General features: G+C 73.8%; 15 protein-coding genes. 2 read left to right on the forward strand and 13 right to left on the reverse strand.

Going from position 1 to position 21,373, the window contains the following annotated elements; translation table 11 throughout:
• Positions 1-137 precede the first annotated feature (137 nt).
• A complete protein-coding gene (locus ACLQ2R_RS09805; RefSeq protein ID WP_425959046.1) occupies positions 138-1,337 on the forward strand; it encodes an MFS transporter in 1,200 nt (399 codons plus the stop codon).
• A gap of 264 nt (positions 1,338-1,601) precedes the next feature.
• Here the strand turns inward: ACLQ2R_RS09805 and ACLQ2R_RS09810 are convergent, their stop codons facing one another.
• The 13 genes from ACLQ2R_RS09810 to ACLQ2R_RS09870 all read right to left on the reverse strand — a co-directional run bounded on the left by ACLQ2R_RS09810 (position 1,602) and on the right by ACLQ2R_RS09870 (position 19,031).
• The gene (locus ACLQ2R_RS09810) at positions 1,602-2,555 is read right to left on the reverse strand and encodes an electron transfer flavoprotein subunit alpha/FixB family protein (RefSeq protein ID WP_425959048.1); all 954 of its coding nucleotides are present in this window, start codon (positions 2,553-2,555) and stop codon (positions 1,602-1,604) included.
• A gap of 18 nt (positions 2,556-2,573) precedes the next feature.
• Complete coding sequence (locus ACLQ2R_RS09815) at positions 2,574-3,353, reverse strand: electron transfer flavoprotein subunit beta/FixA family protein (protein WP_425959049.1); 780 nt, start codon at positions 3,351-3,353, stop codon at positions 2,574-2,576.
• A 386-nt stretch (positions 3,354-3,739) separates the two neighbouring features.
• Positions 3,740-4,993: a serine/threonine-protein kinase gene (locus ACLQ2R_RS09820; RefSeq protein WP_425959050.1), complete on the reverse strand. Its 1,254-nt coding sequence runs from the start codon at positions 4,991-4,993 to the stop codon at positions 3,740-3,742.
• A gap of 145 nt (positions 4,994-5,138) precedes the next feature.
• A complete protein-coding gene (locus ACLQ2R_RS09825; protein ID WP_425959051.1) occupies positions 5,139-7,175 on the reverse strand; it encodes a protein kinase domain-containing protein in 2,037 nt (678 codons plus the stop codon).
• Positions 7,175-9,496, reverse strand: coding sequence for a protein kinase domain-containing protein (locus tag ACLQ2R_RS09830; protein WP_425959052.1), 2,322 nt, complete (start codon positions 9,494-9,496; stop codon positions 7,175-7,177). The genes ACLQ2R_RS09825 and ACLQ2R_RS09830 overlap by 1 nt, the downstream gene beginning before the upstream one ends.
• 110 nt (positions 9,497-9,606) lie before the next feature.
• On the reverse strand, positions 9,607-10,185 hold the full coding sequence (locus ACLQ2R_RS09835; RefSeq protein WP_425959053.1) for a YbaK/EbsC family protein: 579 nt from the start codon (positions 10,183-10,185) through the stop codon (positions 9,607-9,609).
• 197 nt (positions 10,186-10,382) lie between these two features.
• A complete protein-coding gene (locus ACLQ2R_RS09840) occupies positions 10,383-12,101 on the reverse strand; it encodes a flavin monoamine oxidase family protein (protein ID WP_425959055.1) in 1,719 nt (572 codons plus the stop codon).
• 7 nt (positions 12,102-12,108) lie between these two features.
• On the reverse strand, positions 12,109-12,951 hold the full coding sequence (locus ACLQ2R_RS09845; RefSeq protein WP_425959056.1) for a M55 family metallopeptidase: 843 nt from the start codon (positions 12,949-12,951) through the stop codon (positions 12,109-12,111).
• Positions 12,948-14,171, reverse strand: a complete 1,224-nt coding sequence (locus ACLQ2R_RS09850) for a DUF6395 domain-containing protein (protein WP_425959057.1) — start codon at positions 14,169-14,171, stop codon at positions 12,948-12,950. The genes ACLQ2R_RS09845 and ACLQ2R_RS09850 overlap by 4 nt, the downstream gene beginning before the upstream one ends.
• Entirely contained in the window at positions 14,168-14,551 is a 384-nt protein-coding gene (locus tag ACLQ2R_RS09855) for a hypothetical protein (protein ID WP_425959058.1), read from the reverse strand. Before ACLQ2R_RS09855 ends, ACLQ2R_RS09850 begins: the two co-directional genes overlap by 4 nt.
• A 158-nt stretch (positions 14,552-14,709) precedes the next feature.
• Positions 14,710-15,480, reverse strand: a complete 771-nt coding sequence (locus ACLQ2R_RS09860; RefSeq protein ID WP_425959059.1) for an enoyl-CoA hydratase/isomerase family protein — start codon at positions 15,478-15,480, stop codon at positions 14,710-14,712.
• 106 nt (positions 15,481-15,586) lie between these two features.
• Positions 15,587-16,786, reverse strand: coding sequence for a glycosyltransferase family 4 protein (locus ACLQ2R_RS09865; RefSeq protein WP_425959060.1), 1,200 nt, complete (start codon positions 16,784-16,786; stop codon positions 15,587-15,589).
• Positions 16,787-16,910: 124 nt separating this feature from the next.
• Positions 16,911-19,031: a glycogen debranching N-terminal domain-containing protein gene (locus tag ACLQ2R_RS09870; RefSeq protein ID WP_425959061.1), complete on the reverse strand. Its 2,121-nt coding sequence runs from the start codon at positions 19,029-19,031 to the stop codon at positions 16,911-16,913.
• A gap of 291 nt (positions 19,032-19,322) precedes the next feature.
• Here ACLQ2R_RS09870 and ACLQ2R_RS09875 point away from each other — a divergent pair, with 291 nt between their 5' ends.
• Entirely contained in the window at positions 19,323-21,215 is a 1,893-nt protein-coding gene (locus ACLQ2R_RS09875) for an FAD-dependent oxidoreductase (RefSeq protein WP_425959062.1), read from the forward strand.
• The last annotated feature ends 158 nt before the right edge of the window (positions 21,216-21,373 follow it).

The raw sequence follows: 21,373 nt of genomic DNA on the forward strand, positions 1-21,373 counted from the left end.
GCGTTTGGTCCGAGCCCCCGCCCCGCGGGGGGCGCCCCCCCACCGGTTTGGGGGGGCGGTTCCGCGTGGGGGCCCGCCCCCGATTCAGATGTGCCCGCTCATCACTTTGTCAAAACGTTTATCGAAGGGACTTTGTCATGACCCGCGACCTGAGAGCGGCTCGAACCGGGGCGGTTCTCACATTCGTGCTCGCCGGACTGCTGTGTGGATCGATGACCGTGCGCATCCCGGCGCTCTCCGACAAACTCGGCCTGTCCGAGGCGTCGGTCGGCGTCACCCTCCTCGTCTGGGGGCTCGGAGCGCTCGTCACCATGCAGTCCATGCGCGTGGTGATGACGCGCGCCGGCAGCCGGAGCGTCCTGCGGGTCGCGGCCCCCCTCACCGCGATCACCCTGATCATGCTGGCCCTGGCTCCGTCGTTCCCGCTGCTCCTGGTCGCGAGCGCCCTGTTCGGCATGGCGTTCGGCGCGGTGGACGTCGCGATGAACGCCCAAGGGTCGGTGGTGGAGCGCGCCTACGGCCGCCCCCTGATGAACGGCATGCACGCCGGCTGGTGCGCCGGGGCGATCGCCGCGGGTCTGCTGGGCGCCGCGGCGATCGCGGCGGGACTCTCGGTCACGGTCCACCTGACCCTGATCGCCCTGCTCGCGCTCCCCGCCGCCGCCCTCGCCGGCCGTACCTGCCTGCCCGACGCGGTGCCCTCCCCCCGCCGCGGCGGTACGGCTCCGGCGGTCCGTCGCCGGATGCCCCCGGTGGTCTACCTGCTCGGCGTGATCGCCTTCTGCGCGTTCATGGTGGAGGGGACGGTCGCCGATTGGAACGGCCTGTACCTGCGCGACGCGCTCGGCGCCTCCGAGGCGACGGCCGCGCTGGGCTACCCGGTCTTCGAGGCGGGCATGCTGGCCGGGCGGCTGGCCGGCGACCGCGTCCGGGCCCGGTTCGGCGCCCGCGGCATGATGGCCGCCTCGGGCCTGGCCACCGCCGTCACCTTCGGCGTGGTCCTCACCGCCCCGACGGCACCCGTCGCGGTCTCGGCCATGCTCTTCGTCGGCGTGGCCGTCGCGACGGTCTCCCCGATGGCGATGTCGCTGGCGGGCGGCGCGACCGCCGATCCCGGGCCGTCCATCGCCCAGACCGGGGCGATGGGGTACGCGGGACTCCTGCTCGGGCCGGTGATCATCGGGTTCCTCGCCGACGTGGCCACGCTCAGGGCGGGTCTCGGCATCGCCGTGGTCCTCGGCGTCGTGATCGCCGCGCTCGCCTGGTTCCTGCCCCGCTCCCGGACGAGGGCCGTCGCGGTGGAGACCTCCCCGCGCGAGCTCTCCATGGCGGCCTGAGAGCACCGGAGACGGCTCCGCGTGAGCTCTGGCGACCCAGGGGGCGGGGACCAGCCCGCGCGAGCCCTCCACGGCTGCCCGGAGTCCAAGGCCGGGGTTCCCGCGAACGCCCATGGCGGCCCGAAGTCCAAGGCCGGGGTTCCCGCGAACGCCCGCGGCGGCCCGGAGTCCGGGGCCTGGGGTGCCCCGTGAACGCCCGCGGCGACCCGGGGCCGCACATGCGAGGGGCCGGACGGTCACACCGTCCGGCCCCTCACCCGTGGATCACTTGCGCTTGCCGACCTCCTGGGTCAGCTGCGGGACGATCTGGTGCAGGTCACCCACGACCCCGAAGTCGGCGAGCTCGAAGATCGGCGCCTCCGGGTCCTTGTTGATCGCGAGGATCGTCTTGGCGGTCTGCATGCCGGCCCGGTGCTGGATGGCCCCGGAGATGCCCGCCGCGATGTAGAGCTGCGGCGAGACGGTCTTGCCGGTCTGCCCGACCTGGAACTGGTGCGGGTACCAGCCGGCGTCGGTCGCGGCGCGGGAGGCGCCGACGGCCGCGCCGAGCGAGTCGGCGAGTTCCTCGATGATCGAGAAGTTCTCCGCGGAACCCACGCCCCGGCCGCCGGAGACCACGATCGCGGCCTCGGTGAGCTCCGGGCGCGCGCCCTTCTCCTCCTTGACCCGCTCCACGATCCTGGCGCTCTTGGCGGCGTCGGAGACGGTGAAGGAGACCTGCTCCTCGGTCCCCGCGCCCGTGGCGGCCTCGACCGGCGTCGCGTTGGGACGTACCGCGATGATCGCGATGCCCTTGGTCACCCGGGACCGGACGTTGACGCCGCCGCCGAAGATGGACTGGTCGGCGACCAGGCCGTCCTCGATGCCCACCACGTCGGTGAGCACGCCGGAGTCGGTCTTGATGGCGAGGCGCCCGGCGATCTCCTTGGCCTCGGCCGTGGCGGCGACGAGCACCGCGACGGGGGACTTCTCGGTCACCAGGTGGGCCAGCAGCTCGGCCTTGGGGGCGACGACGTAGTCGGCGATCTCCGCGGAGTCGGCGAGGTAGATCTTCTCCGCGCCGTACTCGGCCAGCCGGGCCTGGGCCTCCGGGGAGTAGCCCGCCCCGGTCCAGACGGCCGACGGCGTGCCCAGCCTGCGGGCGAGCGTCAGCAGCTCCAGGGTGACCTTCTTCACCTGGCCTTCGACATGCTCGACCAGAACGAGAACCTCAGACATTTTCAGCTACCCCCGCTCTCAGACGAACTTCTTCGACGCGAGGAAGTCGGCGGCCTTCGCGCCACCGTCGCCCTCGTCCTTGACCACGGTTCCGGCCGCGCGCGCCGGAGCGGCCTCGAAGTCGGCGACCTCGCTCCAGGAGTTGGCCAGGCCCACCTGGGAGGCGTCGATCTCGGTGTCGGCGACGCCGAGCTTCTCGACCGGCTTCTTCTTGGCGGCCATGATGCCCTTGAAGGACGGGTAGCGCGGCTCGTTGATCTTCTCGACGACGGAGATCACGGCGGGCAGCGAGGCCTCGACCCGGTCGTAGCCGTAGTCGGTGACGCGCTGGATGGTGATGGCGCTCCCGTTCACCTCCACCTGGTTGGCGAAGGTGAGCTGCGGCACGCCCAGGCGCTCGGCCAGCATGGCGGCGAGAACGCCGGTGCGGGCGTCGGTGGACTCCGAGCCGAGCACGACCAGATCGAAACCGATCTTCTTGAGGGTCTGTGCCAGGGCGTGGGAGGTGCCCAGCGTGTCCGAGCCGTGCAGCGCGTCGTCCACCAGGTGGACGGCCTTGTCGGCGCCCATGGCCAGGGCCTTGCGGATGGTGTCGCTCGCCTTGTCGGGGCCCATGGTGAGGACGGTCACCTCACCGCCGTGGGCCTCCTTCAGGCGAAGCGCCTCCTCGACCGCGTATTCGCACAGCTCGTTGATGACGCCGTCGGCGGCGTCGCGGTCGAGCGTCTTGTCATCGGACTTCAGCTTGCGCTCGGTCGCCGTGTCGGGGACCTGCTTCACGCAGACGACGATGTTCATGGCCGGTGGCCGACCTCCCGTGTTCGCGTACGCCACCGCGTCGCTGCGGTTGACGCCGGCTCGGTACGTGCACGCGGGGCACGTGCACGCGGTGCCAAGACTGCCAGGTGCCCGGAGGCGGTGTGGCAGCGGGTGACCCGGTGGGGGCATGCCCCGCCCCGGCCTCCCGAGATTATGTTACCCATCGGTAGCTTAGGTGCAAACCGCCAGGTTGCGCGGCTCGCCCCGAACGGCGGGAACCTTCCCCGACGGTCACCTCCTTACCATACCGAACTTTGTTCCGGTGATGGCGCGCGCCCCCGGCCCCGCCGCGCGGCCGTTCGTTCGCCCGGCCGATCGCTCCACGGGCCGCCCTGCCTCGACAGCCCTGCCGCCCGCCCGGTCGCTCAGCCGGCGACCAGGATCGCGACCAGCACGAAGACGACGGTGCCCAGCGCGAGCGCCAGCGTGAAAGTGCTGAAGAACGTGCTCAGGATCGCCCAGAGCGCGGCGGTCCCGGCACCGGCGGCGAGATCGACGATCAGGCGCCTCCGGTCCCGCCGGGCGAACAGGGCGATCCCGGCGTCGGCGAGCAGCACCGAGCCGTACCCGGTCAGGAACAGCAGCGAGACCTCGGGCAGCGGGTCGGAGGCGGTGGCCGCCGTCAGGGAGACCAGCAGGCCGCTGCCGACGACCCAGCGGCGGTGCAGGACGGCCCTGCGGCGCTCGGCGGCCTCCTCCGGCGAGGGCCTCCCCGCCGCCGGGCGGCGTCCGGGCCTCCACTCGCGGGTGACGAGACCGTGCACCCCCGCCTCGCCGGAACCGCGCGACCACCGCCCGCGCGGCTCCGCGACCACCGGCCTCGGGGGCGGTGCGACGCCCAGCCGGGCCAGGAGCGCGTCCGCGGGCGGCCGGGCCGCGGGATCGCGCAGCAGGCACTCCCGGAGCAGGGGCTCCAGCCATCCGGGGACGCCCTCCAGGTCCGGCGGATGATGGACGACCCGGTAGCCGATCGCCGACGCCGGGCCCGTGCCGTAGGGGTGCCGGCCGGTGGACGCGTACGCCAGCGTCGCGCCGAAGGCGAAGACGTCGGCCTCGGCGCCCGACCCGGTGCCCTCCAGCACCTCGGGCGCCAGGTAGCCGGGCGTGCCCAGCACGGCCCCCGAGGCGGTGACCGAGGGCGAGTCGAGCGCGCAGGCGATCCCGAAGTCGATGACGACCGGCTCGCCGTCGGCGATGATCACGTTGGCGGGCTTGAGGTCGCGGTGGACCACCCCGGCGGCGTGCACGGCGGCGAGGGCCCCGGCCAGGCCGCGGGCCAGCCGCGTCAGGTCGTCGCCGCCGACCGGCCCGTCCGCGGCGATCACCGCGCTGAGCGGGCGGCCCTGCACGTAACGGGTGACCAGGTAGGGACGGGCCCCTCGCAGCGAGGCGTCCAGGACCTCGGCGACGTGCGGGCCCTGGACCAGCCGCATCGTCTCCACCTCGCGCGCGAGCCTGGCCAGGGCCGTCTCGTCGGCCGCCACGTGCGGATGCAGGATCTTGACGGCGACCGTGCGTCCTCCGGGGTCCAGCGCCAGGTGGACCTCCCCGAAACCTCCGGCGCCGAGCTTCGACAACAGGCGGTACGGACCGAGATGCTCACCGTCCGGCGCGACCATGCGACTCCTTCGGCTCGTCCCCTCCATCGTGCCCCAGAGCGGCCGATCCCGCACCGGGTACGGGCCGCGGCCGCCCGACATGTCCGGCGGGGACGACCGGAGGTGCCGGTGGACGCGCCCGACGAGACGCGTCCCCTGCGGGCCGTCAATTCCAGAACGTCAGGAATCCCAGGCCGAGGCTGGTCATCAAGCTGTCCAGGAGACCGGTGACGAGGTCGAACGCGCCCATCGCGCCCTCGTTCGCCGAATCCCGCCACTGTTCGGTGAGGCTGTTGACGACAGCGGTCGGGTTCTTCCAGGGCACGAAGGACGGGGCCACGCTCAGCGCGGTCATCACCGCGAAGAACGCCAGCGTGCCCAGGACGATCGTGGTCACCATGCCCGCGCCGGGGCTGCGGATGACCGCGCTGAGCGAGCGGGCGACGGCCTTCCTGGGCTTGCCGCCGCCGGGCAGCAGGAACAGCCCGGCCACGAACGCACCGGCCGCGTAGGCGGCGGCGTGGTCCTTGTTGCTCATGTCGCCGGCGTAGACCAGGAACCCCCACACGCACATGCCGAACATGAGCGACACCCCGGCGGTGACCGCCGTCGCGATGGCCGACCTGATCACCGCCCACGGTGTGCTCGCCAGCACGAGCAGGGGGTCTCCGGCGCTGTTGCCCCGGATGGAGCGGCGCTGGGCCAGGTCCGCGAAGAGGTACTCGCCCACCCGCAGGCAGAGCGCCGCGGCCACGGCGAACACGCTCACCACCACCGGCAGCAGGCAGGCCAGCGCCGCGAGGATCGTCAGCAGCAGGATCCCGGCCAGCGGATGGGCGGCGCGGTAGCGCTCCCGGGGCGGGGTGCGGGGCGCGGGCTGTGCCCGGCCCGGGGGGCGCTCCTGCGTCGGGACGTGCTGCCTCGCCCGCTCCGGCGGCGGGTACGGTCTCGCCTGGCCGGTCGGCGGCGGGGCCGGATACCCGGCCACCCGCTGGTCGGCGTAGGGCGGCGGCGCCGCCGCCCTGGCCTGCGCCGAGGGCGGCGCGGGGACGTACGGCGGAGGTGGCGAAGGCTGGGCGGAGGGCGTGTACGGCGGGGGCGCCACCGAGCCGGACGCCTGCCCGCGCTCCTGCCGGGACCGGCGCTCACGCCGCTCCGGCTCGGCGTAGTTCACCGGCGGGAGCAGGTCGGAGTAGCCGGAGGCGTCCTGCGGCAGGGAACGGGTGCCGCTCACCGGGGGCGGCGGGACCTTGGTGCCGCTCCCACCCGGGCCCTTGGTGCCGCCCTCGCTCCGGGACGTGGTCCCCTCACCGCCCAGGACCTTGGTGCCGTCGCCGCCCAGGACCCTGGTCCCGCCCTCCAGGACCGAGGTGGGCGGGGTCTCCTGGAAGGCCGTCACCGCGGGGTCCAGGCTTCGGGCCAGCCGGAGCAGCTCGACCGCCGCCGGCCGCGCCGACGGGTCGACGGCCAGTGCCCGCCTGAGCCAGCCCCGCAGCCACGCCGGGGCCAGGTCGACGTTGGCCCGCCCCTCCATGATGTTGAAGCAGACGACCTCGAAGCTGCCGGTGCCGAACGGCGGTTTGCCGGTCGCGCCGAAGAAGACCGTCGAGGCCAGCGCGTGCACGTCGGCGGCCTGGGTGATCTCGGAGTCCCGGATGATCTCCGGGGCCAGGTAGCCGGGCGTGCCGACGAACATGCCGGTCTGGGTCAGCCGGGTGGCGTTCACCAGGTGCGCGATGCCGAAGTCGATGACCAGCGGGTCACCGTTGACGATCATCACGTTGGACGGCTTGAAGTCACGGTGGATCACGTCGGCGGCGTGGATGGCCACCAGGGCCGCGCACATGCCCCGCGCCAGCCGGATGACCTGGTCGTCGGGGAGCGGGCCGTCCTGCAGGACGGTCTCCTCCAGCGTGCGGCCCGGCGCGAACCGGGTCACGATGTAGGGCTGCCTGGCCGTCAGCTCGGCGTCGAGGACCTCGGCGACGTGCGGGCTGCGCACCCGCCGCATGGTCTCCACCTCGCGGGTGAGCCGGTCGCGCGCCTTGAGGTCGGCGGCCACGTGCGGGTGCAGGACCTTCACGGCCACCTCGCGCCCGTCCTCGTCGAGGCCGAGGTGGACGACGCCCATGCCGCCCTCGCCGATTTTCCTCAGCAGCCGGTACGGGCCCAGCCTCTCGGGCGCTCGCGTGTCCCCCGTCATCACGCCGCCTTCTCTCGTAGGGTTTCCAGTTCCCGTACCACCTTGTCGACCGTTTCGACGCTGACCGGCGCCCACACCGCCTCCCGTGGCCGCTCACCCACCATGCCCGCCGCCGCCAGGAGCGTCAGCGCCGCCACCACGACCAGCACCGAGGCGGCGGCGATGGCGGCGGTGCGCGACGGCAGCAGTGATGCCAGCGTACGTCGCATCTGGCGGCTCGGGCCTTCCACGCCGGGTCCGGCGCAGACGGCCCAGAGCGCCACGGCGGCACCGCAGCTCAGCGCGTTGACGACGAGTGTCTTCCCGACCAGCATGAGCAGCAGCGTCACCGGCAACCCGAGGAACAGCGCGTACGGCACGAGGGCGACGGTGATGCCGATCGCCTTCGCCAGTTCGGCCGGGCGGCCGAACACCCGCAGCACGTCGGTCGCGGCAGCCGCGGCGGACCTGCGCCCGTTGAACACCGGCTGGGCGATGTCGGCGGCGCGTAGCACGATCACCACCGGGAGCGCCACGAGGGCGACGATCACCGGTGCGATGACCGCGGCGACCGTCATGACGACCAGCATCAGCAGGCTCGCCACGCCGTAGGCCCTGGAACGCTGCAACAGGGGTCCGGACCGCTGGCCGGGGTGCGGCGGCGAGGCCGCCGTGGACGGCGGGGTGTACCGGTCCCGCTGCTGGTAGGCATGCGGGGAGTGCTGCTGCGGCTGCTGCGGCTGGGGGTGCGGGTAGGGATAGGGCGGCGGCACGGCGGGACGCGGCGTGTGCGGGGTCTGCTGCTCGAACGGCTGCCGGTGAAGGTAGGACGGGTGACCCGTGCCCGCCTGCGGCCGGTCCTGCCCGCCCCACTCCTGCCCTGGCCGGTCTTGTCCCGGCCGGTCCTGCGGGGTCGGCGGCGCCTGCCGGTCGCCGTACCGGCGCAGGTAGTCCTGCAGGTCCTGGGGACGGACGCGCTGGGTGGGGATGTCCCCGTCCGGAACGGGCGTCGTGGCGCCCTCCTCGGTTCCCCGCACTCCGGACCGCTCGCCTCCGGTCGTGCCCGGGGTGCGGGTGGGGACGTCCTCGGGGGCGAGCATGCCGGTGGGCAGGTCGTGGGAGGACCGCTGGGCCTCGACGGCCTGGCGCAGCTCCTCCGGCGTCACCCGCCGGGTGGGCCACGGGTCGGCCTCGTCCTGCCCGAGCAGCGAGACGTACTCGTGGGGCCGGGCCACCGGCGTCGGGGGCGCTCCGGTGGGGTGCGGGAACGCCGGTCGCGAGGCCACCGGGGTCGGCACGTCCCCCGGGTCTCCGCCGGGAACGCCCGGGCCGCCCTGACCGGCGGGAACGTGCGGGAGCGGGCCGCCGGTGCCCGAGGTTCCGGGAACGCCCTGGCCGGGCCGCGCACCGGACAGCCCGGCGAGACCCGTCGCACCCGCCGCACCGCCGGTACCCGGAACACCGGCGGCGCCGAACGTGCCGGAGCCGCGGCCGGGGTCGTCGAACGCCGCGACCGTGCTGACCTCGTCGGGCACCGGATGGCGGCCGGCCGAGGGCAGCAGCCGTGCCACCTGCGCGGCGAGCTCGGTGGCCGGGGGCCGCCTGGACGGGTCGCGCTGGAGCGCGGCGCGCAGCACCGGCTGGAGCGCGTGCGGGACGGCGTCGACGTTCGCCTTGCCCGCGGTGATGTTGTAGAAGATCATTTCCAGCGTGCCCTTGCCGAAGGGCGGCTGGCCGGTGGCGGCGAAGACCAGGGTGCCCGCCCAGGCGTGCACGTCCACCTCGGGACCGGCCTCGTGCCCCTCGATGATCTCGGGGGCGAGGTAGCCGGGGGTGCCGATGAACATGCCGGTCTGGGTGAGGCGGGTGGCGTCGACCGCCTGGGCGATGCCGAAGTCGATGAGGACCGGCTCGCCGTCCAGGATGAGCACGTTGCCGGGCTTGAGGTCGCGGTGGATCACCCCGACCGAGTGGACCGCGGCCAGCGCCGAGGCCACGCCGTGCGCGACCCGCAGCAGCGCGGCCAGCTCCATCGGCCCGTCCTGCTTGATCACCTCGTCCAGCGGCCGTCCGGCCACGTAGCGCGTCACGATGTAGGGTCGGTGACCGGTCACATCGGCGTCGATGACCTCGGCGATGTACTCGCTGCGCACCCGCCGCATGGTCTCGACCTCGCGCGAGAGGCGTCGGCGCGCGACGTCGTCACCCGCCACCTCCGCGCGCAGAACCTTGACCGCCACCTGTCGGCCCTGGGGATCCACCGCGAGGTGGACCACCCCCATACCACCCTCGCCGAGCCGCCTCAGCAGCCGGTAAGGGCCCAATCGGTCGTCCTGATTCATGGCATGAAGCACCATATCGGCTTAGACCCCGCCCACGAGATGAACCATCGGGCCACATTCTCCGACTGAACAACGTCCGTCGAACCCCGACGGTTTCCCGATTACCTCTCTCACTTAATCTCATTTTCGCTTCGGTGCGCCAGACGGAGAACGGTCGCGTTCTTCAATCCGGCCAGCAGTGAACCGGAAACGGCCAGTTTGGAACGGCGGACACCGCTGCCGATCACCACCAGCGGGTGGGCCGCCACCTCCTCGTCGACCAGGACCGGCCAGTCGGCGGGCAGCCCGAGGGGGGTGATCCCGCCGTACTCCATCCCGGTCAGCGCGACCGCGTCGTCCATCGGCGCGAACGAGATCTTCCGCGCGTCCAGGTGGCGCCGGATCACGCCGTTGACGTCCGCCCTGGTGGTCGCCAGGACCAGGCAGGCCGCGTGGCGGGTCTCCCCCGCCCGCCTGGCGGCCACGATCACGCAGTTGGCCGACGCGCCCGGGTCCACGCCGTAGCGCTCGCAGAAGGCCGCCGTGTCGGCCAGTCCCGGGTCGATCTCGGCGACCTCGGCCGCCGCGGCGCCACCGGCCCCGGGGTCCGTCCCCGCGTCGGCGAGCTCGGCGACCGCACGCGCCACCGGCCCGGCCAGCAGGTCCGGCCGCTCCAGGGCACTCGTCCAGTCCAACGTTCCGATCGCCATGGCCGTCTCGCCTCCTCGGGTCTTCCGTACCGCGGGCCCCTCCCGCCTCGGAGAGGACTCCGCACCGAAGACCTTACGGCGGGGCGGCCCGTGGCGCGTCAGGACGGCGGACGGCCCACGTCAGGACGGCCCGCGTCAGGAGGACGCGCGACCCGCCCGAGGAGGACGAGCGGCCGGTGCGCGGGAGCGGCGGACGTTCAGGAGGTCGTCCGCAGCACCCTGCCGTGCAGCTCGGTGACCGTCCTGCGCGCCGACTCCATCGCGCCCGCCTGCCAGGCGACCAGGTGGGTGAGCCAGTCGCCGGCGAAGTGGACCCGGCCCGCCGGCTGCTGCAGGAGGGTGAAGGCGCCCAGGTAGGAGGGCCACCTCACCCAGCCGCCCTCCACGTGCGGCCTGCGCCGCCAGGCGACCGAGACGCTGGAACGCAGCTCGGCGCGGTACTTCTCGCCGTGGATCTTCTTGCCCTGGGTGAGCGCGCGGGCGCGGCGGGCGTCGTGCGTGAGCCCGGCGTACCGGTCGGCGTTCTCCTCGGTGTTGTAGTAACCGACCACCAGGCCGCCGCGCGAGTGGTAGCCGTGCGAGGGGTACCAGATGTGGGTGATGTCCAGGTCGGTCTCGGTGATACCGCCGTAGATGCGGTCGTCCGCCTCCCACCAGCGCCTGCCGTACTCCAGGCCGATCTTGCCGGCGGAGACCGGGACGGGGGTGCGGAGCGCGGCGGTGACCGGGGCACCGAGGTTGTGCGGCAGGCGGGCCAGCAGGTGGGGCGGCAGGGTCGCGATGCAGTAGTCGGCGCGGACGGCGCCGCCCGCGTGGGTGACCTCCACCCCGTCGGGCAGGTTCCTGATGCCGGTGACCGGCGTGCCCGTCCTGATCCGGTCGCGCCCGACCGCGTCGGCGAGCGCGGTGACGATGCCGTCCATGCCGCCCACCGGCTGGAACATCGGCGTGGCCTGGTCGTAGCCGAAGTCCGTGGTGAGGGCCCTGCCGGTGCCCGCGGCGAGCACCTGCCGCAGCGAGGGGGCCTCGCCCAGCGGCACGCCCTCGCCCACCCCGGGCCAGGTCTCGAAGCCCCGGCGGGTGGAGCCCCGGTAGGACAGGTCGGGGCCGAGGTCGCCGAAGCGCCGCAGGAACTCCGCCAGCCGCTCGCGGTCGTCGGCGGTGAGGCGGCGGTTCAGCGCCCCGGCGTCGCTCGCCTTGGCCAGCAGCTCGGCGACGTGGCCGTACAGGTCGGCGCGGGCCGCGCGCGCCCGCGTGGGGGCGGTCATGCCCCGGGTGTAGACGTACGCCGAGGCGTTGTTGTTGACGAACGTCTCGATGGGGACGCCCAGCTCGCGGCAGTAGTCCATGGTGACCATCCACGGCGCGATCCGCCCGGCCCCGGCGTTGAAGTAGACGCCCTCGTCGAACGCGGCCGTCTGCGCCGGGCCGCCCAGCTCGTCCAGCCGGTCGCCCGCGCGCAGCGTGAGGTTCCTGCCCCCCACCCGGTCGGACGCCTCAAGCACCGTGCAGTCGTACCCGGCCTTGCCCAGCTCGTACGCGCAGGTGAGCCCGGCGACGCCCGCGCCGAGGACGACCACCGTGGCCGCCGCCCGGCCGCTGAGGGCGAAGTCGGAGGGCCGCGGGGGCGTGAAGTTCCGGTCCTGGGAGTCCGGGGCCAGGCCCAGGGCGCCCATGGCCGCGAACATGGCCCCCGCGCCCCCGGCCGCGCCCACGCCGACCAGCAGCGCCCTGCGCGTCAGGCCCCCGGCGGATCGGCCCCCGGCGGATCGGCCCCGGGCCCGTTCCGGGCCGGAGCCGGTGGAGACGGGGACGGGAGAGGCGGGGGGCGGGGGAAGGGGGGCGGGGTCGGCGCCGGGGGAAGGACCGGAAGGGCCGGGGGTGCCGGGGGTGCCGGGGGTTTCGGGGGAGGGCATCGCGGGATCAGCCGTACACGCCGCTGCCGCAGGCGACCTGGCCGCCGATCATGGCGAAGAGCCCCATGAGCGCCATGATCTGCGAGAAGTCGTCGGTGGTGAACTCGGTGTGCCGGGGACCGGCGGCCCTCACGCCGGGCACCACCGCGCACCCGGCGGCGATCGCGGTGGAGTTCCACTCGATGCCCAGGGTGAACGGCGGCTCGGGCGCGTACAGGCGGAAGTCGGCCACCCGGTCCAGCGCGCGGGCGGCGGCCTCGCGGATGCGGGCCTGGGCGACGGCGGGGGGCAGCAGCTCGGCGGCGAACCGGTCGACGCCCCGCTTGACCGCGACGGTCTCCACGTCGCCGAGCAGTTCCCTGGCCTCCTCGCAGACGGCCTCGTCCCCGGTCACCAGGGCCACCGGCACGCCGAGCGACCCGGCGAAGGCGGCGACCAGGCGGATCTCGCCGCACACCTCGCCGTTGAGGTGGACATCCTGGATCTCCCTGCCCATCCAGGTGTGGTTGAGGACGCCGTGCTGGACGCCGGCCCGCGCGTGGTAGCCGGCGAAGCACGCGGCCCGGTAGCTCGCGTCGAGGCCCTGGCCCATCCGCAGCGGCTTGCCCGGCCCCCGCAGCAGGGTCGCCCGCTCGTCGAGCAGGTCGATCCTGAGGTTCTTCGTCGACCCGTGGGCGTCGTTGACCCGCACGGCGGTGGCGCCGCCGTCGAAGGCCCCGGCCACGACCGCGTTGACGTCCGCGGTCATCAGCTCGCAGCCGCGCTCGTAGCCGCGTCCGCCAGCGCGCATCTCCTCGGGGTCGGTCAGCCCGGTGACGCCCTCCATGTCGGCCGATACGTAGACCTTCACGCCGCCCCCCAGGTCTCGACGCGCCGCGCCTCGTCCTCGCTCATGAGACCGATCTCCCCCGCCATGACGTCGCGAACCCGCGCGCGCCAGGGTTCGGGGATCTCGTCGATCGCGGGCGGGTAGCAGCGCTCCAGCCAGGCGGTGGACGCCTCGGTCGCGCCCAGGTGTGCCGCAGCCGCGCCGAAGACCGTGTCCTCGATGCCGGGCACCCGGGCGCAGCCGTACTCGATCATCTCCTGGCCCCCGTACGGGGGCGGTTCCTGCCACCTGCGGGCGACCGGGCGGCCCGCGGTGATCGTGGTGCGCAGCGGGCGGCGCTCGACGGCGGCCTGGATGAGCTCCTTGTACAGGCACTTGCCGCACGTCCCGCACGGGCCGCCGACCCCGCGCAGGCACCAGCGGAGCTGCCCGCGCAGGTCGGAGTTCAGGGCGAGGCGCATCGTGACGGCCTCGCTCACCCCGCCCACCGGGAGCACGATGTGCACCCCGGCCGCGGCGAACGCCCGTCCCCAGGCGCCGTGCGGGGCCCACATCGGGTTGTCGGGCGTGTGGCGCAGCAGGTAGCGGTCGCCTCCCAGCCAGCGCGACCCCAGCTCGTAGCCGAAGGCCAGGCCGCCCAGGTCGAGCTCGTCGGCCATCAGCAGCGCGCCCGCGGCGACCGCGTGGTGCTCGGGGTAGCCGGGCCGCGGCTCGGCGAGCGTGAACTCCAGGTCGGAGCGGACCACGGTGAGGTCGCGGCCGGTCTTCCCTGCCAGGTCGGCGAGCACGTCGGCGCGGTAGTGGGTCCAGCGGTTGGGCACCCTCGGGTGGGTGACCCGCTGGAAGTGCACGAACGGCGCGTCCGGCAGCATGGCGGCCACCGCGACCGAGTCCGCGCCGCCGCTGTAGGAGATCGCCAGCGTACGGCCGGACCGCGCGCCCGTGCCGGTGGGACCGGCCTCGACCCCCCAGCCGTCGCCGATCGCCCCGGCGAGACCGTCGGAGATCGGCCGGTCGAAGACGATCCTGCGCCGGGTCCACGGGGCCACCACGGTCCACGCGGCGAGGGCGAGCAGGTCGGGGTGGATCTCGCGCGGAGTCCGCGGCAGCTCGATCCGGAACGAGTTCGTGGCCAGCCGCAGCGGCTGGCCGTCGGCGCACAGGCCGGTGACGTCGTCCTCGGCGTCCAGCCGGAACGCCATCCGCCAGACGTCGCCGTCGGCCGTCCAGGTCACCCTCACCCGGCGCTCCCGGCGGTGGGCTCCTGCGTGCCGGTGGCGCGGTCCCGGGTGGCGTCGGCGCGGTCCACGGCCTGCCAGAGCAGCACCTCGTTCCTGAGCACCTCGTCCAGCGCCACCGCGGTCTCCCGGGCCAGGCGGTGGGCGTCGTCCCAGCGTCCGGCCCGCGCCGGGTCGAGCCGGGCCCGGGTCACCTGCGCGCGCAGCTCGACGACCTCCGCGCGCAGCGAGGTGACCTCCCTGGCCAGCGTCCGGACCTCCCACAGCGCGTCCTTGACGTCCTGCCGGTGGTCGGCCCTGGAGATGTACCGGGCGTCGAACCAGCCGAGGACGGCCTTCCGCAGCGGGGTGGGCACCAGCGCACGCCTCATCAACCGCACCATGGTCGGCACGATACCGGCAATGCCGGACCAACCAGGACCAATCCCCGTAAGCCCCGACGGCCCGACGGCCCGGCCGGGCAGGTCCTGCGAGCCCGGCCCGCCAGGTGGGTCCGGTGAGCATGGCGGGTCCGGCGGGCCGGGTGGGCGCGGGGAGTCGTTCAGCGGCCGGTGAACTCCGCCTTCGACCTCTCGGAGAAGGCCCGCATCCCGATCGTGGCGTCCTCGGTGGCGAACAGGCCGGAGAACTGCAGGCGCTCGATCTCCAGGCCGGTGTCCAGGTCGGTCTCCAGGCCCTGGTCGATCGCCTGCTTGGCCGCGCGCAGCGCCAGCGCCGGGCCGCCGGCGAACCGGCCCGCGTAGGCGAGGGCCTCGGGGTACACCTCCTCGTCGGGCACGACCCGGTCCACCAGGCCCATGGAGAGCGCCTCGGCGGCGGGCACGTGGCGACCGGTGAAGATGAGGTCCTTGGCCCGGGAGGGGCCGATCAGCCGGGGCAGCCGCTGGGTGCCGCCCGCGCCCGGGACGATGCCGAGCAGGATCTCCGGCTGGCCCAGCTTGGCCGACTCGCCGGCGATCCTGACGTCCGCGCACAGGGCCAGCTCGCAGCCGCCGCCCAGCGCGTACCCGTTGACCGCCGCGACCACGGGCTTGCCGATCCGCGCCACCGCGGTGAAGCAGTCCTGCAGGACGCGCGAGTGGGCCGCCATGTCGGCGTACGACATGTCCACCATCTCCTTGACGTCCACCCCGGCCGCGAAGACCGGCCCCCCGTGGAGGACCACCGCGTACACGCCGGAGTCGGCGTCCACCTGACGGGCGCACTCGGCCAGCTCCAGCTGGGCCCGCATGTTGAGCGCGTTCATCTTCGGCCGGTCGATCCTGATCGTCGCGACCCCGCCGTCCGTCTCCACCCGTACGAACTCGCCCATGAGCGTCCCTTCGCCGAACCTCGCCTCGCGCGGCCGGCCGTGGCCGGCCGCGGGCGTCCCACCCTGCCGTGGTCCGCCGTGCCGTGCTCCAACATAGGGCGCGGGCTCAGTTGACGGGCATGGCCAGGTCCCTGCTCTCCTCGGCGCCCGACGAGCCCGACGAGCCCGACGAGCCCGCTGTACCGGCCGTGCCCACCGCACCGGCCGTGGCCGCCGTGGCCGTGCTCGCCGTGTCGTCCGCGCCGGGCAGGGCGGCGATCGTCCTGCGGTAGATCGCCTCGTAGCCGCGGGCCATCGCCTCCAGGCAGAAGAAGCGCTCCACCCGCGAGCGGCAGGCGCGCGGGGCGATGGTCCCCGCCGCCTCGACGGCGGCGGGAAGCTCGGCGGGGTCGCCGCGGACGAAGCCGGTGACCCCGTCCACGACCACCTCGGGCACGGCGCCCCTGCCGAGGGCGACCACGGGCGTGCCACAGGCCATGGCCTCGATCATGACCATGCCGAACGGCTCGTCCCAGACGATCGGGAAGATCAGGCACCTGGCCGCCGCCAGCAGCTCGTGCTTGCGCGCGGTGCCGGCCTCGCCGATGTACTCCGCGTCGGGTCCCAGCCTGGGCCTGACCTGGGCGTCGAAGTAGGCGTGCTCGGCCGGTTCGACGAGCTTGCCGGCCAGCAGGATGCGCCGCCCGGCCGCGCGGGCCGCGTCGATGGCCAGGTGGGCGCCCTTGTCCTCGTTGAACCTGCCCAGCCAGAGCACCCAGTCCTCCTTGCGCTCCCTGAAGGGGAAGGTCCCGGCGTCGACGGCGTTGTGCACCACCCCCGCCCAGTTCAGCTCGGGGGCGATGCGCCGCTGGGCCTCGGAGATGGCGACCATCGAGGCCGTGGCGCCGAGCACCCGGTAGTAGTCGCCGAACTCGCCCGCCACGTCGCCGTGGCAGGTGACCACCGTCGGGGCGGTCCTGGCGGGCGCGTGCAGCGGCCCGGCCAGGGAGTGGTCGTGGACGACGTCCACCGCCAGCCCCCCGCTCATCGCGTGGACCCTGGCCGCGTGCAGCACCTCGGGCAGCGACTCCCCGATCCGCTCGGAGGGCGCCCGCCCGAAGGTGGCGAGGAAGCGCGCGGACGTGCCCGCCCTGCCCGCGCCGACCAGCGTGACGTCGTGCCCGCGCCGGGCCAGCCCGGTGACGAGACCGGCCACCATCGACTCGATGCCGCCGTAGCCGCGGGGCGGCACGTCGTACCAGGGCGGTGCGACCACCAGGACGCGCATGCGGCCGGACCGGTCCGGGATGTCTGTGGAAGAGAACATGGCCACCTCACCTGGGAGGACGACACCGAACGACATGAGGACACGTAGGAGACGAATGACATGTGGTGACATATATGGACACGTGTGGGCGCGCGAGGGCGCGTGAGGCCGGGGACGCGGCGCGTCAGTGGACCGGCCACATCGCCCTGACCGGCGGGCCGCGCGGCTCGTCGATCAGCGTGATGCCCGGCGGCAGGCCGCGGACGGACGTGCCGGTGCCGTCCACCTCGATCGTGACGTCGGAGCCCGCCAGCGCGAGCCCGTCGATCCGCAGGCCCTCCAGCCCGGCCGGGCAGATCCGGACGTACCCGCCGGGGACGGAGGGGTCGAACCGGAGCATGCTCCGCAGCAGCTGGATCGGCGCGGCGGCGGCCCACGCCTGCGGGGAGCACGAGGAGGGGTAGGGCACGGGCCAGGTGAACTCGGCCCGGTCGAACCCGCAGAACAGCTCGGGCAGCCGCCAGCCGAACGCCTCGGCCGCGTCCAGCAGCCCGTAGGCGACCCGGCTCGCCTCGCGCTCGAAGCCGTAGCGCATCAGGCCCGCCGCGATCAGGGCGTTGTCGTGCGGCCAGACCGAGCCGTTGTGGTAGCTCATCGGGTTGTAGGCCCCCATGTCGCCGGCCAGGGTGCGCACCCCGTACCCGGTGAACATCCGCGGCGAGAGCAGGTGCTCGGCCACGGCCGCGGCCCGGTCCTCGTCCACGATGCCGGTCCACAGGCAGTGGCCCATGTTCGAGGCGAGGCTGTCGACGGCGCGCCCGGCGCCGTCCAGCGCGACCGCGTAGTGGCCCCGGTCCGGCAGCCAGAAACGCTCGTTGAAGGCGTCCCTGATCCGGCCCGCGCGGGCCGTCCACTGCGCCTCCAGCGCGCCCTCCCCGGCCTTGGCGGCGAAGTGGGCGCGCGCGAGGTAGGCGGCGTAGACGTAGCCCTGGACCTCGGCCAGCGCGATGGGGGCGCGGGCCAGGGTGCCGTCGGCGAAGCTGACGCCGTCGAAGGAGTCCTTCCACCCCTGGTTGACCAGCCCGTGGTCGGTCTGGCGGCGGTAGGACAGGAAGGGGTCGGCCGACCTGCGGATCCAGTCGAGGGCGTCGTCGGCGTGCGGCAGGAGCTCCTCCACGGCCTCGTCGTACGCGCCCCAGCGGCTCAGCTCGCCCAGGACCATCACGAACAGGGGGGTGGAGTCCACCGAGCCGTAGTAGGCGCGGCCCGCGTACGGCGAGGCGCCGCCCTGCCTGCCGAAGCGGAGCTCGTGCAGGATCTTGCCGGGCTCCTCCTCGGTCAGCGGGTCGCCGACGGCGCCCTGCAGCCGGGCCAGGCGGCGCAGCGTGCCCAGCGCCAGCGACTGGTCCACCAGGAGCGCCATCCACGAGGTGAGCAGCGAGTCGCGGCCGAACAGGGTCATGAACCACGGCGCTCCCGCGGCGACCGTGGGCGGCTCGTCGGGCCGGTCGGGCTCGAAGAGCCGCAGCGCCCCGAGATCCTCCGCCGAGCGTTCCAGGACGTTGGACAGGATCCGGTCCGGGGTCGTGATCACCGGGCTCCGGCGCTCCCAGTCGGCGCGGTGCCTGGCCGGCTCGGTGTGCTCCAGGGGACGGTGGGCAGGGAAGCGGCCCGGCGACTCCTCGCCCTCCAGGATGGGGGTGACCTGCAGGCCGGCGGTCCACTCCCCGCGGGCGGGCACCAGGACGCGGAAGACGAGCAGTCCCGGCACGGCGAACGGCGCCGGTTCGGCCACCACCCGGGCGCCTCGGGCGCGGCAGGCCGAGACGATCAGCAGCCCCGACCGGTCGGCCGTCATCTCCACGTCGGCCACGTGCCGGACCCGTCCCGCCTTCACCTCGAACAGGTCGGCCACGTCGGAGCCGACGTGCAGGGTGACCACGCACCCCGCGGGCTCGTCGGCGAGGTTGCGCAGGGCCAGGTCCTCGCGCAGGCCGCCGCCGACGTAGCGGTCCCTGATCACGAGCAGGCTGCTCTCGGCCCGTCCCGGGCGCGGCCCGGCCCTGCCGAGGAAGGTCGCGTGGTACGGCTCGCCCGACACCACCCGCAGCGCCTCCACCGGCAGCTCGTCCACCCGCAGCTCCCAGCGCGAGAGCAGCCGGGTGTCGGCGTGGTAGACCCCCTGCACCCCGCCCTGCACGATGTCGCCGTTGCGCGCGGACACGCAGAAGGAACCGCCCTCGACCAGGGTGACCGTGGTGTCGCCCAGCGCGGTCGGCTGTCCCCCGGACGTCCATGCGCTCACTGACCCGCCCCCTGTTTAGGGATATGTCGGTCATACAGGGATTCCCTGGGATAAAGGATGAACAACACCACAAAAGGCATTATTAGCGTCTTTTGCCTGCTAAGGGAGATCTTTGATTCACTCCTGACCCTCGTCCCGCTCCGCGACGCCTCCCCCGCGTCCCGGCAAAGGCCGCGAAAAGCGAAGCGCCCCCGTATCGGTTGGAGTCACAACCCGGCAGGCCCTGGCATACCCGCCCGCGAACAGATAGTAGTCATCCCATTACTTTCAGCGACGATCAAAGGAGGGCACGTGTCAGGTATCGACCGTCGGGGGTTCGCCAGGCTGGCCGGGCTGGGCGCGGTGGGGGCCGTGGGCTCGGCAGTGGGCTCGGCCGTGGGGGCGACCCCGGTGGCCAGGGCGGGAGTCGCGCTCGCCGATCCGGCCCCCGCGCGCACCGCGGGGCCGCGCCACGCGAGGAGCTGGGACACCTGCGTGTCCGTGGCGCGCGATCTGCTGCTGGTCGGCGAGGACGGCTCCGACCTCAAGCTGAGGTATCTCAAGGTCCTGATCGACGAGGGCCTGCCCAGGGCCCGCTCGCCCAAGCGGGTCCTGGTCGTCGGCGCCGGGATCTCCGGGCTGGTGACCGCCACCCTGCTCAAGCGGGCCGGGCACCGGGTCACCGTCATCGAGGCCAACGGCGACCGGATCGGCGGCCGGATCAAGACCTTCAGGTCCGGCTTCGCCGACCGCTCGCAGTACGCCGAGGCCGGGGCCATGCGCATCCCGGACTTCCACCCGCTCACGCTCGCGCTGATCGACAAGCTCGGCATCTCCCGCCGGCTGTTCTACAACGTGGACGTCCGTCCCGGCGACGCGGCGACCGGCCCGGTCCCGCCCGTCGTCTACACCCCGCGCCGGGGGCCGGCCTGGCGCTCGGGCCCCTCGCGCGGGGAGTTCACCGCGCCCGCGCGGGCCGACCACACCTGGATCCGGGTCAACGGCATCTCCCAGCGCCGCGACGAGTACGCCAGGGACCCGCGCAGGATCAACGCCTCGTTCGGGCTGGACGACCGCAGGACGGCCGGGCGGATCCTCGACGACGCGCTCGACCCGGTCCGCGACCTCTTCTCCGTGGTGCGCGGCTCCGGGCGGGCCGACAAGCCGCTGCCCCAGCTGATCGAGGGCTGGGCCCGGGTGCTGCAGGAGTACGACGACCACTCGATGAACCGCTTCCTGCGGGAGCGGGCCGGGCTGAGCGACGCGGCGATCGACTGCATCGGCACCCTGGAGAACCTGACCTCCCGGCTGCCGCTGTCGTTCATGCACACCTTCCTCACCCGGAGCCTGGTCAACCCCTCGGCGACCTACTGGGAGATGAGCCGGGGAAGCTGGGAGCTGCCCTACCGCCTGCGGCCCGGGCTGGGCCGCGACATCCGGATGGACCGCCGGGCCACCCGGATCGAGCAGAGCGCCCGCGGCGTGCGCGTCGAGACCGTCACCGAGACCGGCAGCACCGAGTCGGCCTCCCGGCCGCAGCGCAGGGGCGAGACGTTCGAGGGGGATGTGGCGATCATCACGATCCCGTTCTCGGCGCTGCGCCACGTGGAGATCGCCCCGGCCCTGCCCTACCCGAAGCGGCGCGCGATCATCGAGCTGCACTACGACTCGGCGACCAAGGTGCTGCTGGAGTTCCGCAGGCGCTGGTGGGAGTTCGACGAGCGCGACTGGCGGCGCGAGCTCGGCTCCCGCTACCGCCCGGGGCCCGCGACCCACACCATGGGAGGCGGCTCGGTCACCGACAACGCCAACCGGTTCGTCTACTTCCCCTCCCACCCGGTGCCCGGCAGCGAGGGCGGCGTCGTGCTGGCGAGCTACGCCTGGGCCGACGACGCCTCCCGCTGGGACTCCATGGACGACACCGAGCGCTACGCCCACGCGCTGCGGGGCCTGCAGGAGGTGTACGGGGAGCGCGTCGCGGACTTCTACACCGGCCGCGGCCGCACCCAGAGCTGGCTGCGCAACCGCTACGCCTTCGGCGAGGCCGCCGTCTTCACCCCCGGGCAGATGACCGAGATCCACCCGGCCATCGCCGCCCCGGCGGGACGGCTGCACTTCGCCGGGGAGCACACCTCGCTGAAGCACTCCTGGATCGAGGGCGCCCTGGAGTCGGCCGTGCGCACCGCCTTGGAGGTCAACACCTGACCGTCCTGGAGGTCAACGCCTGACCGTCGCACGAGGTGGACCCCGGGAAAGCTCTCGCACGAGGTGGACCCCGGGAGAGTCCTCGCACGAGGTGGACCCCGGGAGAGTCCTCGCACGAGGTGGACCCCGGGAGAGTCCTCGCACGAGGTGGACCCCGG

This window comes from Streptosporangium sp. DT93 (genome assembly GCF_049844535.1).
In the GTDB taxonomy this organism is placed as follows: Bacteria; Actinomycetota; Actinomycetes; order Streptosporangiales; family Streptosporangiaceae; genus Streptosporangium.